At 74.7% G+C, this 15512-nt stretch carries 15 protein-coding genes and 1 pseudogene; all 16 read right to left on the reverse strand.

Annotated features, from left to right (window positions below; translation table 11 throughout):
* Positions 1 to 58: 58 nt before the first annotated feature.
* The gene (locus ACPC54_RS24255; protein WP_498967612.1) at positions 59 to 508 is read right to left on the reverse strand and encodes a hypothetical protein; all 450 of its coding nucleotides are present in this window, start codon (positions 506 to 508) and stop codon (positions 59 to 61) included.
* A 71-nt stretch (positions 509 to 579) separates the two neighbouring features.
* A complete protein-coding gene (locus ACPC54_RS24260; protein WP_498967613.1) occupies positions 580 to 1422 on the reverse strand; it encodes a hypothetical protein in 843 nt (280 codons plus the stop codon).
* Between the two features lie 143 nt (positions 1423 to 1565).
* Positions 1566 to 1760: pseudogene (locus ACPC54_RS24265) on the reverse strand (GMC oxidoreductase); the annotation flags it as partial.
* 189 nt (positions 1761 to 1949) lie between these two features.
* Complete coding sequence (locus ACPC54_RS24270; protein ID WP_498967614.1) at positions 1950 to 3041, reverse strand: TIGR03617 family F420-dependent LLM class oxidoreductase; 1092 nt, start codon at positions 3039 to 3041, stop codon at positions 1950 to 1952.
* A gap of 149 nt (positions 3042 to 3190) precedes the next feature.
* Positions 3191 to 4765, reverse strand: coding sequence for an adenosine deaminase family protein (locus ACPC54_RS24275; protein ID WP_498967616.1), 1575 nt, complete (start codon positions 4763 to 4765; stop codon positions 3191 to 3193).
* 365 nt (positions 4766 to 5130) lie between these two features.
* A complete protein-coding gene (locus ACPC54_RS24280) occupies positions 5131 to 5805 on the reverse strand; it encodes a DUF1963 domain-containing protein (RefSeq protein ID WP_498967617.1) in 675 nt (224 codons plus the stop codon).
* A 346-nt stretch (positions 5806 to 6151) separates the two neighbouring features.
* Positions 6152 to 6307 (reverse strand): hypothetical protein, encoded by a 156-nt coding sequence (locus ACPC54_RS24285; protein ID WP_498967619.1) that lies wholly within the window; start codon positions 6305 to 6307, stop codon positions 6152 to 6154.
* A gap of 367 nt (positions 6308 to 6674) precedes the next feature.
* Positions 6675 to 7508, reverse strand: a complete 834-nt coding sequence (locus ACPC54_RS24290; protein WP_498967621.1) for an ABC transporter permease subunit — start codon at positions 7506 to 7508, stop codon at positions 6675 to 6677.
* Positions 7505 to 8452, reverse strand: coding sequence for an ABC transporter ATP-binding protein (locus ACPC54_RS24295; protein WP_498967622.1), 948 nt, complete (start codon positions 8450 to 8452; stop codon positions 7505 to 7507). Before ACPC54_RS24295 ends, ACPC54_RS24290 begins: the two co-directional genes overlap by 4 nt.
* Before the next feature lie 87 nt (positions 8453 to 8539).
* Positions 8540 to 10000: an RtcB family protein gene (locus tag ACPC54_RS24300; protein WP_498967624.1), complete on the reverse strand. Its 1461-nt coding sequence runs from the start codon at positions 9998 to 10000 to the stop codon at positions 8540 to 8542.
* A gap of 20 nt (positions 10001 to 10020) precedes the next feature.
* The gene (locus tag ACPC54_RS24305) at positions 10021 to 10428 is read right to left on the reverse strand and encodes an archease (protein WP_498967625.1); all 408 of its coding nucleotides are present in this window, start codon (positions 10426 to 10428) and stop codon (positions 10021 to 10023) included.
* Positions 10429 to 10566: 138 nt separating this feature from the next.
* Positions 10567 to 11805, reverse strand: coding sequence for a styrene monooxygenase/indole monooxygenase family protein (locus ACPC54_RS24310; RefSeq protein WP_498967627.1), 1239 nt, complete (start codon positions 11803 to 11805; stop codon positions 10567 to 10569).
* Between the two features lie 156 nt (positions 11806 to 11961).
* Positions 11962 to 12726: a thioesterase II family protein gene (locus ACPC54_RS24315; RefSeq protein WP_498967629.1), complete on the reverse strand. Its 765-nt coding sequence runs from the start codon at positions 12724 to 12726 to the stop codon at positions 11962 to 11964.
* Positions 12727 to 12804: 78 nt separating this feature from the next.
* Positions 12805 to 14040 carry a serpin family protein gene (locus ACPC54_RS24320; protein ID WP_498967630.1) on the reverse strand — a complete coding sequence of 412 codons (1236 nt, stop codon included), beginning with the start codon at positions 14038 to 14040 and terminating at the stop codon, positions 12805 to 12807.
* Between the two features lie 107 nt (positions 14041 to 14147).
* Complete coding sequence (locus tag ACPC54_RS24325) at positions 14148 to 14723, reverse strand: O-methyltransferase (RefSeq protein ID WP_498967632.1); 576 nt, start codon at positions 14721 to 14723, stop codon at positions 14148 to 14150.
* A complete protein-coding gene (locus ACPC54_RS24330) occupies positions 14720 to 15457 on the reverse strand; it encodes an AAA family ATPase (protein ID WP_498967634.1) in 738 nt (245 codons plus the stop codon). The genes ACPC54_RS24325 and ACPC54_RS24330 overlap by 4 nt, the downstream gene beginning before the upstream one ends.
* Positions 15458 to 15512: the final 55 nt, after the last annotated feature.

Genomic DNA, 15512 nt, shown 5'->3' on the forward strand with positions numbered 1-15512 from the left:
GGACTCACCATAGAGAGGTAGGTTGGAAAAGCCAACCCAAGAGCCCCGAGGGCGAGCCCTACCGGGGCGGGCGGGCCGCCAGGGCCCGGGTGATGCCGCGCCGCAGCCGGGCGGAGGCGCCCGGGAGCCGGCCGAGCGCCAGGATCCGCTCGGCGGCCGCATCCGGCCGCGCGGCCAGCACCAGCGTCGCCGCGTACGGGCGTTCGCCCTCGGCGAGGAGCGTCGCCACCGAGTCGACCACCGCGTCCAGGGCGTCGCCGGTGGCGGCGGGGTGCGCGGCGATCAGGCACAGCAGCCGGTTGTCGTTGTAGTCGCTGTTCCGGCGGCCGGCCAGCGCGGCGAGCACCGCGGTGGGCGTGGCGGCGTTCCGGGCGATCGCCTGCCAGACGAACGCGTAGTCGGCGCGGCGGGCGAGTTCGCCCAGCACCGCCGGGTCGGCGGTCCGTTCGGCGAGCCGCAGGTAGTCGGCGCCGGTGTGCAGGTGGTTCAGGGCCTGGGTGTCGTCCATGTCGGCCGTCAGCCTAGAGGCGGGCGGCGGGGCGGCTCAACGCACTGAATGCGGCCCCGCCGCCGGGCGGCTCACCGCACGTAGTACGCCCGGTTGTGGGCGGCGACCGGCGCGGACTGGTAGGTCCAGACGCCGACCGCCGGGGCGTCGGCGATCAGGTGGGCGAGGTCCCGGGCCGGTTCCTCGGCCGGGTTGCCGAGGTCGAGGCGGACGCGGCCGGCCGTGCGGTCGTCCAACGCGTAGGAGCGGTACGGCTGGTAGACGTTGAGCGGCCCGGCGAGCAGCCGGCCCTCGTCGTCGGTGCCGTAGCCGGTGATCGGGGTGTTGGTGACGACTTCGGGGGTGAGGCCGGTCAGGTCGACGTCGAGGGCGAGCAGTTCCTCGCCGTGCCGGGTGAGGCCGTCCGCCCCGAGGCTCGCCCGGCGGCAGGAGACGGACCAACGCTCGTGCACCGCAGGGGCGTTGAGCGAGGGCAGGGTGGTCTCGAACCAGCCCGGGTACTTGGGTTCGGCGTACAGGCGGCGGCCGGCGTCGATGGCGAGCGGGTTGTCGCAGAGCACGTGCAGCCGGGCGATGCCGAGCAGCTTGGTCTGGTCGTGACCCCGGGCGTACTGGCGGTAGTCGAGGGCCGGGATCCGCTCCTCGGCGCACGCCGGATGGGCGATCAGGTTGATCTCCAGCTCCTCGGTGATGCCGCCGCCGCCCGGGTACTGGGCGAAGTAGAGCTGGTAGTTGAGGGAGACGCAGGCCGCGCCGTCGAACTCGGCGGCCGCCAGGCCGGGGTGGCGCTTGGCGAGCAGTTCGCGGGCCCGCTGCGGTTCGACCAGGTAGTCGACGCCGATGTTGTGCAGCGCGCCGTAGTGGAACAGCAGGTGGTAGGGCTCCGGTACGGGCGGCAGCGGCAGGCCGGCCATGGCGTCTCCGAAGGTCGGGAAGGTCGGGAAGGTCGGGAAGGTCGGGAAGGTCGGGGCGGAACAGGGCTGGTGGGCGCGGCCGGCCGGTGCAGCTCCAGCAGGTCCCGGTGCATCCGCTCGGCGCTGCGCAGCGCGAGGGCGGCCATGGTGAGCGAGGGGTTGGAGGTGCCGAGGGAGGGCATCGAGCCGCAGCCGACCGCGTACAGGTTGGGGTGCTCCCAGCTGCGCTGCCAGTGGTCGACCACCGAGGTGCCGGGCTCGGGCCCCGCGCCGGTGGCTCGGTGGTCGGACTCGGACACGCGGGCACCCCCGTGATCGGCAGCGGATGGCCGGGTCATGACATGCCCGGGCCGTCCCCGCGATCCTGCCGCCCGCCGTCCGCCGCCCGGAACCGTTTGCCCGAAGGTGCCCGATCCCGGTCACCTCGTGACCGGGAGGCGGCCGTCCCGGTTCGATCGGCGACCGTTTCCCGCCGGGGGCGCGCCCACCCACGCCCGACCGGCCCGGCGGGCGACCGGCCCCGTGCGTCAGCCCAGCGCCCGCACCGCCGCCAGCACGTCCAGGCCGAGCTCCGGGTCCGCGTCCTCCGGCAGGTTGACGGACAGCCGGGTGACCAGGCCCGCGTACCGCCGGTGGATCTCCTCGGCCACCTCCTCCACCGGGCCGGACACCGCGAAGGTGTCGAACACCTCGTCGTCGATCAGCTCCGCCATCTCGGCCCAGCGGCCGCGCACCGAGTGCGCGTGCAGCTCCTCCTGCAGCGCCTCCCAGCCGTGCTGCGCCAGCACCGGGCGGTAGGCCGGGGTGGAGGCGTAGAAGGCCAGCCGCTCGCGCACCCCTGCCCGGTTGGCGGCCAGCTCCTCCTCGGTCCGCCCGGTCGCGGTGAGCACGTTGCCGACGATCTCGAACGGCCGCGCCGTCCACGCCGCGCCCTCGGCCTCGGCCCGCGCCCGGGCGGCGGTCAGGCCGGGCAGCACCTGCCCGGTCAGGTAGGCGGTGGAAGAGAAGGGGTGGCCGAGGAAGCCGTCCGCCACCTCCCCTGCGGTGCGGGTCATCAGCGGGCCGACGCCCGCGAGCAGGATGCGCGGCGCCCCGGCCGGGACCGGGTCGGGCGCGAAGACCGGCGTCATCACCGTGTGGGTGTAGAACTCGCCCCGGAAGCGCAGCCGTTCGCCGGTCTGCCAGCTGTGCCAGATCGCCCGCACCGCGTGCACGTACTCGCGCATCCGGGCCGCCGGACGGTCCCACGGCATCCCGAAGCGCTTCTCGATGTGCGGCTTGACCTGCGAGCCGAGCCCGATCACCGCCCGTCCGCCGGAGGCCGCGTGCAGGCCCCAGGCCTGGTAGGCCAGCGTCATCGGGGTGCGGGCGAAGGCGACCGCGATGCCGGTGGCCAGCTCGATCCGGGACGTCCGGTCGGCGGCCCGGGCCAGCTGCAGGAACGGGTCGTACGCCGTCTCGGCGACCACCAGCCGGTCCATGCCCCGGCGTTCGGCCCGCTCGGCGGCGTCGAGGATGCCCGCCGGGTGGCCGGAGGCGACGGCGTCGAGGCCCAGCGCGGCGGGTCGGGGCGCGGCGGGTCGGGGCGCGGCGGGTCGGGGCGCGGCGGGTCGGTCCATGGCGGTGCTCCTGGTCGCGGGCTGCGGGTACCCGGACAGCCTGCCACGCCGTCAGCGCCGCCCCGTCCCGACCCCGACCGGCCCCCGCCACCTCAGCCCGCGCCCGGAACCGGACGGACGGGCGGAGGCGGCGGGGGCGGACCGTCCGGTCAGGCGCCGCCGTTCAGCACCGCCGCCTCGAACGCGCCGAAGCCGCGCTCCTGCTGCCACTCCTGCTGCGCCTTCGGGCTGGCCGCGAGCAGCGCCGCGCAGCGCTTGCGGGGGTTCGGGGCGCCGAGCCGCTCGCCGGCGCACTCGGGTGCCGGGCGGAAGCGGTCACGGTCGGCCCAGAGGCTGCGGCCGGGCAGGAAGGCGTACTCCAGGGAGTTCCGGGCGAGGTCCTTCAGGTCGCGGTAGCCGAGGTCGTAGCGGGTGGCGGCCTTCAGGTACTCCTCGGTGATGTCGCCGCGCGACACGCCCGGGTCGTCGGTGGCGAGCGCGGTCGGCACGCCGTGGCGCCGGTAGAGCGGGAACGGGTGCTCCTGGCCGGAGACCTGGAGGATCTGCTCGTTGCTGGTCAGCGGCACCTCGATCAGCACGTGCCGGTCGGCGAGGGTGTCGAGCAGCCCGGCCGCGTCGCTCTCGTTCGCGACGTCCACGCCGTGGCCGATCCGCTCGGCGTGGCCGGTGAGCACCGCCTCGCGGATGTGGAAGGTCAGGTCCTGCGGCTTGACCAGGCCGCCGGTCAACTCGCCCGCGTGCAGGCTGATGTGGGCCTTCGGGTAGAGCGGGTGCAGGTAGTCGAGCATCCGCATCTGCAGCTCGTAGTTGTCCAGCGAGGACTGGTAGTCCTCGGGCTGGACGAGGTTGACGGCGACGAACCGGTCGTCCCGGTCGGCGAGTTCCATGCCGAGCAGCAGCTGGGTGAAGACCCGGGCGGGGGCGGCGGCGCGGGAGGCCTGGGAGACGATCCGGACGGTGACGGCGCAGCCGGCGGCGGCCCGGTCGGTGCCGCAGTTCTCGGTGGTGCGGTACTCGTCGAACATCGCGTCCGCGTCCGAGCGCGCCTGGTCGACGAGCTTGGCGATGCCGCCGTCCGCGAGCAGCTTGTCGCGCAGCTTGCCGAGGTCCGGGTCCCAGCCGACCTTGGCGGCGAGCGCCGCGGCGCCGGGGGACGCCGGGGTGAGCATCGTCTCCAGGTAGCTCTGGTGCTGGTCGGCCATGGTGTTGGTGACCTCGGCGAGCATCCGGCCGGGGTGGCGCCAGCTGGCCTCGCCGAACTTGCCGAAGGTGGCGAAGAAGTGGTCGTGCCCGGACTCCGCGCCGGGCGTGAAGTCCTGCATCGACCAGGCCCGGACGACCTGCTGCCGGAACGCCTGGTCGGTGACGGCGTCGCCGGCCGGGCGGGCGGTGGCCGGGCAGGGGGCGGGCTGGGCGGTGAGGGTCGCGGTGTCGATGCACAGGCCGTCGTCGGCGGCCAGCCGGATCAGCAGCTCGGTGGTGACGGCTCCGGAGAGGTGGTTGTGCAGGTCACCGCCCTTGGGCAGGTCGTGCAGGAAGCGGCGCAGCTGCTCCGGGTCGTCCCGGATCCGGTCGAGGTACGCGTCGACCCGGCGTTCGCTGTGGGTGCGCGGCGCCTGGGTGGGCGCGGCCTGGGCGGCGGTGGGCAGCAGGGGGGTGAGCAGGACGGCGCAGGCGGCGGCAGCGGCAAGGGTTAACCGGCGTGGTGTGATCATGGTCGTCATGCTCGCGGCCGCGCCGGGAGCATGACGACCATGATCACTATGTGTTCGGAACACACCACTCAGTCGAGTGATCAGATGCTCAGAACATGCGAACCTTTGTGCGCATTCTCACCCACCTGTTCGATTCCAACCGTCGACGGCGGGCCACCACGCCGTCAGATGTGCCGGAACGCGATGGTTGTCACTTCAACGCGATACATGTCACCAGCTGGCATCGAGTAGCCCGCGATGTGTGACTCGGCACGCTAGCTGTCATGTCAGCACGTCATCTGTCGTCCCAGACGCGCTTGCCGGAGCCGGCGTCGAGGGCGGCAGGTAGGTGTGGGTTCCCAAGAATCCTCGCCCCGATGACCGGGGCCCTGTGCTCAGGAGTCCTGGACGAGCAGCCTGCCCTGGGCGCCGTCCTCGGACACGAAGGCGAACACCCTCGGCGACGCGCCGAGGTTGAGGTGGAACGGCACCCAGTTCGAGTCCAACTGCAGCAGCAGCCGCCAGGGGCCGCCGTCCGGCCAATCGTCGCCTTGGAAGAACAGCGGTGTTCCGCCGATCTTGTCGCCGTCGATCCGCTCGACGTAGCCGTCCCGGTCGGCAGAGGGCAGGGCTTCGAGTTCCGCATCCGTCATGGAATCGGGCTCGTCGACCGGGCGGAGGTCGACGGTGAACTCCACCGCCGACCCGTCGCGGCCGTAGAGTCCGGGTCCGGTCGCCAGTGGGCGCAGCGGACCGGTGTAGTCCCCGCCCGGCTGCACGATGACAGCGTTCTCGCCGCCGTCGGGGTCGATGACGTCGGGGTCGAAGAAGTCGGCCTCTTCGTGATCGGCGTGGGTCACGAAGACGTAGGCCATCTTCCCCTGGCCGGCCGCTTCGAGTACCGAGCCCAACTCGATCTGGGCGACGAACCGCATCGGCCGGTCCCATGCCGTGCTGATCGGCCACTGCGGGCCTGTCAGCCACACGGGCTGGCCACCGAACTTGGTGGCCGGCGAGCCGACCGGCTTGCCGGCCATGGAGAAGCCCTCGATGCGCAGTGATCTCACCATGCCCGGCATCCTGCCAGCGATGGCGGACATCACTGCTGCGGGTTGCCTCCTTCGCCACCGCGGCCACTGCCTTGCCAGGATCTGCACCCCCGGTGATCACCAGTCGTCAGCTATCTCGCTGATCCAGCCCCCGTTGGCTCCATAAGCGAGTTGCGAGAGCACCTGTCGGTCGGCGGCGAGCGCGCCCGATGCTCCAGGTGAGTGATGTCGCTGAGTTCTGAGAGCGCTCGGGTGCTTGATCCGGGACCGCAGGACAGGCTGGACGAAGACCTTTTCCACTACTCAGCCGGACGTGACCTTCAAGCGTCGCGCCAAGGTACAGGTCATCGGGCCGGCCCTTCACCTCTCACACCGCCGCCACCGCCAGCCACAGCTGGTACTCGAAGTCGCCGTCGCCGAAGACGGAGAACTCCTGCAGATACAGCTTCCGGTCATCGACCGGCCACACCGCCAGGCGGTCCGAATCCGACGACCTCAGCCCGTCGTCGTCCTCGTCGTGCACCGATGGCTCGCCGTCATGCGTGCTGAGACGGTCGCGCAGGACCTCGAAATGTTCGCTGTAGGCCTCGGCGTACTCCTCGTCGAGGAAGGGGTACTGGCCGGTCGAACTCCGGGCCGCGCACCCAGCGGCCCTCGCGATCCAGGTAGCCGCACCGGCCGTCGAGGCCGCGGGCGGCAGCGATCAGGCCCTCCGCACCATCGGCCGCCCAGTCGGAGACGGCGCGCAGCGGCGGCCCGACCAGCCGCCAGTCGGCGCCGAGCAGCACCGTTCGAAAGTGCTCTCAGGTCTCACCTACGCAGCCGGTTCCGTCTCGCAGCTTCACCCCGGTCGCCGGACTGTCCGGTGACAGCTACCGCGCCTTGGCACGTCAGATCGCCAGGTCCCGCCGTTCCAACAGCCGGAAGGCAACGGCCAGCCCGAGCAGCCCGACTCCGGCCAGCACCCCCGCATCCGCCCAGGGGAAGCCGCCATGGGCGAGCACATCGCCCGGCGCGTAGTAGTGGAACGGGCTCAGATAGCGCAGCGGCCGAGCCGGGGACCACGCCAGGGCGACGAAGTTGAGCGCGAAGCCGACCGCGCCGAAGGCGACCGCCGCGCCGATCACGTGCGCCCGCCGGCGGCTGAGCGCGGAGACCGCGAGCACCGGACCGATCAGGCTGAACGCGAAGGCGCAGCCGAGCAGCCCGGCGGTGAACACCGCGCCCTCCGGGACGGCGGCGCGCAGCTTGGCCGAGAACGCCACCCCGAGCGCGACGGTCAGCGTCGCGGCGGCGTTGAGCAGGACGGAGGCGGCGACCAGCGCGCCGGCCCGTTCGGCGAGCAGACGGCGGCGCGAGACCGGGCGGGTCATCAGCAACTCGATGGTCCCGGACTCGACGTCGGCCGCGACGGCGGCGGCGCCGAGCGAGCCGATCACGGTCAGCTGGAGCGCGATCCAGAACGGGTGCGTGAGCCCGGCGCCGAGCAGGCCGGGGTAACTGGCGATGGTGACGTCGCCGTTGGAGCCGCTGAAGGCCCTGAAGGCGCCGGGCGGGTTGCGGCGGGCGCCGAACAGCTCGCCGGTCGGAACGGTCCCGGCGATCACCACGATCAGGGTCTCGAAGACGACCATGCCGAGCAGCAGGGTGAGGAGCATCCGGCGGCGCCGGTGCAGGGCGAGCCAGACCAGGGGCAGGCGACGGCTGACGGTGCTCGGGGTCACGACCGGTCCTCCGTTCCGTCCGGGGCGGGCGATTCGGGCGAGCGGTAGAGGTCGAGGAAGGCTTCGTCCAGCCCGGCCTCCTCCACGGTCAGGTCGGCCACCGGCTGCTCGGCGAGCAGCGCGCGGACGGACGGCACGACGTCGTCGGGCGGCACCAGCAGCTCGACCCGGTGCCCGTCCCAGCGCGGGGACCACCGCTCGGCGCCCCCCAGCGGCCGAGCGCCCCGGCCGTCCGCGAACACCAGGCGGACCCGCCTCGCCCGGGCCTCGCGCAGCTCGGCCACCGACCGGACGGTGACCAGCCGGCCGTGCCGGACGATGGCGACCCGCTCGCAGGTCCGCTGCACCTCGGGCAGCACGTGGCTGGAGAGCAGGACGGTCCGCCCGGCCCCGGTCTCCTCGGCGAGCAGTTCGAAGAAGGTCTCCTGGACCAGCGGGTCCAGCCCCTCGGTCGGCTCGTCCAGCACCACCACGGCGGGCTGGTGCTGGAGCGACTGGACCAGCCCGAGCTTCTGCTTCATGCCGCGCGAGTACTCCCCCACCGGGCGGGCGAGTTCGGCAGGGGAGAGCCTCAGCCGCTCGCACAGCTCGCGCCGGCGGGGCACCGCGGCGCCCTGGAGGGCGGCGAGCAGGTCGAGGGTCTGCTGCCCGGTGAGTTCGGGGTAGAGGCGCAGCTCGCCGGGCAGGTAGCCGAGAGCGGGAGCGAGGCGGCGGTGGTCCGCCACCGGGTCGAGGCCGAGCACCCGGACCTGGCCGGAGGTGGGGCCGAGCAGGCCGACCAGGCAGCGCAGCGTGGTGGTCTTGCCGGCGCCGTTCGGGCCGAGCAGGCCGAACACCTCCCCGGCGTCGACGGCGACGTCCAGTTGTTCGATGCCGACGGTGTCGCCGTAGCGTTTGGTGAGCGAGCGCAGTTCGATCACCGGTCCGGTTCCGTTCCCTGGCATGGCCGCCTCCTGTCGCCGATCCGCGTGTGCCGAGCGCGCGGTCATCCAAGCGCGCAGGGTCGGGGCCGCTGGAGAGCCACGCCGCGCTCAGCCCTTGACGACGCCCAGCGGCACCAGCCGGGCCACCTGCCGGGCCAGCCCGGCCGCCTCGGTGACGGCCGCCACCGCGTCGACGTCCTTGTACGCCTGAGGTGTCTCCTCGGCCAGCGCCCGCAGCGAGGCGGGGCGCACGGCCACGCCCTGCGCCTCCAGGTCCTGTTTCAGCCGCTCGCCGCGCACCTCCCGCAGCGCCTGGTGGCGGCTCCAGACCCGGCCGGCGCCGTGGCAGGCGGAGCGGAAGGCCTCGTTGCCGGGCAGCCCGACCATCACGTACGAGGCGGTGCCCATCGTGCCCGGCACCAGCACGGGCTGCCCGGCAGCGCGCAGGTCGTCCGGGAGCTCGGGGTCGCCGGGCGGCAGGGCCCGGGTGGCGCCCTTGCGGTGGACGCACAGGGTGTGCGCCGCGCCGTCCACGTCGTGGGTCTCCAGTTTGGCGAGGTTGTGCGAGACGTCGTAGACCAGCTCCAGGCCGACGCCGAGGGCGGCGGTGAAGGCCCGGCGGGCCGCCTCGGAGAGCAGCTGGCGGTTGGCCCGGCCGTAGTTGGCAGCCGCCGTCATCGCGCCCAGGTAGGCCCGGCCGCGCGCGGATTCGACCGGGGTGCAGGCGAGTTGGCGGTCCGGCAGCTCGATCCGGTAGCGGTGCAGCTCGCGGTCCATGGCGCGGACGTGGTCGGTGCAGACCTGGTGGCCGAGGCCGCGCGAACCGCAGTGGATCATGACGCAGACCTGGCCCGGCCGCAGCCCGAAGGCGGCGGCGGTCTCCGCGTCGTGCACCCGGTCGACGGCCTGCACCTCCAGGAAGTGGTTCGCCGAGCCGAGGCTGCCGACCTGCTGCAGCCCGCGCTCGACGGCCCGGGTGCTCACCTCGCCGGGGGCGGCGCCGGCCAGCACGCCGTGGTCCTCGCAGCGCTCCAGGTCGCGCGGCACGCCGTGGCCGTGCTCGACGGCGTAGCGGGCGCCGCCGAGCAGCAGTTCGTCCAGTTCGGCCGGGCCGTCCAGCTGCCACAGGCCGCCCCGGCCCAGGCCGCGCGGCACCATCCGGTCCAGCAGGTCCATCAGCCGGGCGATCCGCTCCGGGCCGATCTCGTCCCGGGTCGCGCCGGCCGCCAGCAGCCGGACCCCGCAGGAGATGTCGAAGCCGACGCCGCCCGGCGAGACCACCCCGCCCCGCTCGACGTCGGTGGCCGCGACCCCGCCGATCGGGAAGCCGTAGCCCCAGTGCACGTCCGGCATCGCGTAGGAGGCGCGGACGATGCCCGGCAGCGCCGCCACGTTCGCGACCTGCTCCAGCGCCTTGTCCCCGGCGGCCTGCGGCAGCAGCGCGCCGGTGGCGAACACCACGCCGGGCACCCGCATCGGCGGGCGCGGGTCGATCCGCCAACGGTTGCGGCCCGCCTCGGCCAGGACGATCTCCATCTCGCTCACCCGGCTGTTCACACGTCGGTTCACACGCCTGTTCACGCGCCTGTTCACACGTCGACGGTGGCCCGGCAGGTCCAGCCGTCCGGCCCGCCGCTCAGGTCGAGGTCGTGCAGCGAGACCGCCTTCGGCACCGCGCCCACCAGGGCGGCGGTGGCGGCGTCGGCCATCCGGAAGCGCACCTCGATGCTGCGGGCGCCGTCCAGGCCGCGGATCGGGCCCAGGGCCAGGGCGGCGGGCAGCTCGCCGGCCGCGTCCATCCGGTAGACCACCTCCTCCAGGACGCCGGCCAGCAGGTCGGCGTCACTCACCCCGAGGACGGTGCAGGCCCGCTCCCCCACGATCCGGGCATCCGCCAGGTCGGCGAAGCTGCCCACCACGGCGTGCACCAGCTCGCCGATGCACCCCTCGGGCGTCGGCGCCCACGCCTCCACCCGCAGGTCTGCGGTGTGCGGCACGCTCCGGTGCCCGCTGCTACCGGTCGGCCCGGGGCCGTCCATCCGTACTCGCCTCCCGGGGGCAGGCGTCCGTCCTCTCCCAGCGTGGTCCCGTGGGACGGCCCGGGGCAAGCGGCGGCGGCGAAGGCGGCGCCCCGGTCAGCCGCGCACCGACGCCAGGTACGCCGCGGTCAGCTCGGGCGTGGCCAGCCAGGCCTCGTGGTCGCTCGGCTCGGCGTAGGTGTTGGCGAACCGGTCGGCGACCACCCGGTGCTCGACGGCCGCGGCGAACACGGACTGCAGGTGGTCGGGCATGTCGAGCAGGTCGGCGGTGAGCCGGACGCCGTGCCGGGCGTGCTGCTGCCAGAACCGCTCGGCGGTGCGGCACATCCAGTCGGCGGTGAAGGGCGCGTCGCCGTGCTCGACGATCGCACGCCGGTAGGCCTCGGCCGCGCGGGCGGCGCTGTTGGCGCCCTGGCCGGTGATCGGGTCGTTGACGACGACGGCGTCGCCGAGGCCGAGCACGTGGACGCCGTCGACGCCGGATCCGAGTTCCGCCACCGGCCGGCGCACGACCGGGGTGACGGCCCCGGAGAGCCCGGCGAGCGCGTCGGTCGGCTCGGCCTCCGTCCAGAGCTCCGCCTCCCAGGGCAGGTACTCGGCCAACAGCGCGCGCATCCGGGCGAGTTGGACGTCGGGCGCGGGGTGGTCGCCGAACGCGTCGAGCGGCCCGCCGGGCAGCGACTCCCAGAGCAGGATGTCGCACGGGCCGGAGAGGGTGAGCGCCGGCTGCAGGTACAGCTCGCCGAGGCCGGGCAGCGCGTGCATCCGGGCCTCGGGCTCAGTGGCGGGGTCGGGCGAGCCGACGCCGTGCACGTACAGGCAGGACAGCGCGCGCTGCGGCCGGTCGAAGGGCGAGCGGGCGGCGTCGCGTTCGAAGATCCCGGCGAGCTCGCCGCGCCCGGCCGCGACCACCGTCAGCTCGTGCCGGCGGGCGAGTTCGCGCAGCCCGTCCCGGTCGAGCGAGCGGTACTCGATCCGGCCGCCGCGTTCGGCGAGCAGTTCCAGCCAGTGGGCCAGCTTGAGCCGCTGGTCGACGGACTGGACCGGATCGTCCGGCGCCATGGTGAATTCGAGCGCCTTCACGCCGGGCGGCGCGGCGAGCACCGCGCGGACGCCACGGACGGCGGGCGTCCGGTCGGCCCACAGGTCGAGCCCGGCGGCCGCCTCGATCCGCAGCGCCGGGCCGAACAGCGCCTGGGTGGACAGCACTCGCCCGCCGCGCACCTGCTCGGGCGTCCGCTCGGCGACCAGCGTCACCGCGTACCCGTCGGCCACCAGCCCGAGCGCGAGCTGCAGGCCGGCCTGGCCCGCTCCGACGACGGCGATCCGGCGCACGATGGCCTCCCGAGGGCTCTCCCGATCAGTCCTGACGGAATGTCAGGCTTCGCACAGTAGCCGAGCGGGCGGGGCCCGTCACCGGAACGGACCGACCCGCCGCGAACCCGCCGCGAGCCGCCGTGCACCCCGCCGGAACCGTCCGCGCCGGCCGGCTCAGCCGTTCCACCCCGGCAGGCAGGCGGCGACCAGCCCGGCCACCGCCTCGACCTGCTCCGCCACGTAGAAGTGACCGCCCGGGAAGACCCGCAGGTCGAAGCCGCCGGTGGTGTGCCGCGCCCACTGGGCGGCCTGGTCGACGGTGGCGTTCGGGTCGCTCTCCCCGACCAGGGCGATGATCGGCTGCGGCACGGTGGCGTCCGGCTCGCACCGGTAGGTCTCGATGGCGGTGTAGTCGGCGCGCAGCGACGGGAGGATGACCTCGCGCAGCGCGGGGACGGCCAGGATGCGCTCGTCCGTGCCGCCGAGCCGGGCGATCTCCTGGAGCAGCCCGTCGTCCGACAGCCGGTACATCTCGCTGTCCCGGGGCAGCGAGGGCGCGCGGCCCGCCGAGGCGAACAGCAGCCACGGGCCGGGCACGCCGTCGCGGGCGAAGCGCCGGGCCACCTCGAAGGCCACGGCGCTGCCCATGCTGTGCCCGAACAGGACGAGCGGACGGTCCGCCCAGGCGCGCAGCTCCTGGTAGACGCGTTCGGCCAGCTCCGGCACCGAGCGGATGCCCGGCTCGGCGAGCCGGTTCTGCCGGCCCGGGTACTGGACGGCGAGGACGTCGGCGTACGGGGCGAGGGCGTTCACGTGGTCCAGGTAGTAGCCGGCCGACCCGCCGGCGTGCGGGAAGATCACGACCCGGGCGGGTGCGGCGTCGTTCGGCGCGAACCGGCGGAACCACGGGCTTTCGACGGCGGCACTGCGGCTGGGCATGCGGGGTGGGGCCTCTCTCCGGAACGGACGCTGGTGTTCCCAGTCTCCCAGCCGGACGGGCGCCGCCCGCCGCCCTGATCAGAAGTCGTCCTCGTCCTGGTCCCCGTAGCACGCGAAGCGGTCGACGTACGGGTCCGGCTCGGTCACCCAGCCCGCCGCCAGGACCAGCCCGGAAGTGCGGTGCACGGCGAGGAAGCCGAACGGCCGGGCGAACCAGACCCGCGCCTCCCGCACCCGGTACGGCGGCAGCACGGGTGCTCCGGCGGCCGCGATGCCGAAGGCGGTGACCGAGGCGGCGCGGAAGCCGAGCCGGCCGAAGGTCGCGGTGGCGCGCTGGGCCGCGCTGCCGATGTACAGCGGCTCGCCGTCCGCGAGGCCGGGCAGCCGGTGCTCGGTGAGCGAGGGGCTGCTCGCCGTCCGCAGGCCGAAGAGCTCGCGCCGCGCCAGCAGGTCGTGGTCGGCCTCGACGGTGAACTTCGGGACGCTGACGTACAGTTCGGGATCCGGGCACCAGGCTCGGACCTCGCCGATCCGCAGACCGGGGCCGGTCGTGCCCACCGGCAGCCGGTCCGCGGTGGTCCGCCGGTGCCGGCCGGCCAGGGCCTCGATGCCGGCGGCCAGCACCCGGCCGGCCGGGGCGTCCGGCTCGCCGAGCAGCAGCCGCACGTCGATGTCGCGGTCGCCGAGCACCCGCAGTTCGGTGACCGGGCCGTCCGGCGTCTCCAGCAGGGCGGCCCGGTCCAGCATCCGGGTGGAGCGGGAGAGGTAGTGGACGGGCTGGGGCCAGTCCTCGTCCGCTTCCTCCGGCGGGCCGCCGAAGTCGCTGAACGGCCTGATCCAGTCGGTGCGCACGGTGAGCGCGGCGGCCAGCACCAGGCGGGTCGCCGGGTCCAGCGGGACGGGCATCGCGTCGACCATGCCGTCCGTGCACTGCCGGGCCCAGCCGTCCAGTTCCTTCCGGTCCCGCTCCTCGTCACCGGTCAGCCGCCCGTGCACGTCCGCGGGGAGGCCGGCCAGCCACTCGGGGTACGGGCGCAGCAGCGGCGAGGACCACAGCCCGAGCGCGGCCCGCACGCCCGGCGCGGCGCGCAGCAGCCCGAACAGCTCCCGGGCCTGCTCGGCGGCCGCCTCCGGCAACGCCCCGAGCACCTCGGCCAGTTCGCCCCGCACCTGCGGGCTGCCGGTCGGCGCGAGCAGGCCGAGCAGCGGCCAGACGCCCGCGGGCATCAGCACCGTGCCGGGGCCGGTGGCGGCCCGCTCGGCCCAGCGTGCGCCCAGCGCGTTGGCGGCCCGTACGGCCTCCGCCCTGCTCATCCGTCCCCCTGCGACTCGTTCCGCGCGTGCGCGCCGAGCGTAGGGCCCGGCCGGGCGCGGGGCGAACGAATTTCCGTACGGACTCGTCCGACGGTTGCCCTGCCCGGTCAGCCGCGGCGGGTGGCCAGGACCGCGGCGCTGGTCGGCGTGGTCAGCACCTCGGCGGCCTCCAGGGCGGGGTGGGTCAGGTAGCGCAGCCGCAGTTCGTCGACCGCGCCCTCGAAGCGAGGCGGCCAGTGCGGGGAGGGAGTGAAGTCGTCCAGGACGAGCAGTCCGCCGGGGGCCAGCAGGTCCACCACGCCGTCCGGGTCGTCGCGCTTGCCGCCGCCGTCGCAGAAGAAGACGTCGAACGGCGCGTGCCCGGCGAGCAGCCGCCAGTCCCCGTGCAGGACCCGGACGCGCTCGTCGTCGCGGAACAACTCCGCCGCGGTGGCGGCGAGTTCCGCGTCCCGCTCGACGGTGAACAGCCGCCCGCCCGGCCCGAGACCGCTGCGCAGCCAGGCCGTGCCGACGCCCGTTCCGGTGCCGCTCTCGGCGATCGTCCCGCCCGGCTTGGCGGCGGCCGCGAGCGCGAGCAGCCGGCCCACCTCGCGCCGGCTGCTCTTGGTGAACCCGCGTGCGGCGGCGGCCCGTTCGGCGGCCAGTACCTCCGCGGGGACGGGCCGCTCCCCCGATCCGGTCACTCGATCCCCCTGATCACGTGCTCGACTCCCTCGTCCGGATGCTCCCATGACCGGCCCGGTCGGCGGGAGGCCGCCCCGAAGCGCACCGCCCGTGCCCGGGACCGGGAGGCCGCGTCCAGCAGCAGGACGGACGCCGCCTCCGGCGCCGGCGACGGCCCGCCGGCGCGGACCTGCCGGGTGAAGGCGGCGAGCAGGCGCTCCAGACCGCGGCGGTGGCGGGCGAAGACCCGGGCCGAGGCGTGCCGGCCGCGGGCGCGCTGCCCGTCGAGTGCGGCGGCGGCGCCGACGTCCAGCAGCACCAGGTGCAGTTCGCGGCCCCGCCGCGCCGCCTCGCGGGCCAGCCAGCGGCGCATCCAGGCCCGGCTGCCGCAGTCGTGCACCAGCAGCGGCCCGCCGCCGCGGACGGAGGCGCGGAGCAGCCGGAAGTGCTCCAGCCGGGCCCACGGCCGGTACACGGCGTACGGCAGGCTCGCGGGCATGACGGCCTCGCAGGCCTCGTGGACCGTGCGCGGGTCGACGGTGCGCGGCCCGGCAGCGCGCGCTTCGGCAGCACCCGGCGCGCCCGGTTGCGGCCCGGACCAGCGGCGCAGCAGGGTGCTCTTCCCGGCGCCGGGCAGTCCGGAGACCACGACCACGGCGTCGTCCGGGTACGCCACGGCGAACTCCGCCCCGGCGGCGCCCCGCAGGTCCACCACGCCGCGCGGCGCCACCACCGCGTCCACTCCGCCGTCCACCTGTCCTGCCCCCGTCGCCGTCCGACCGGGAACCCTAACAACAACCACGCCCGCC

Origin of the sequence: Kitasatospora sp. NPDC094028 (assembly GCF_049543595.1) — a bacterium.
In the GTDB taxonomy this organism is placed as follows: Bacteria; Actinomycetota; Actinomycetes; order Streptomycetales; family Streptomycetaceae; genus Kitasatospora.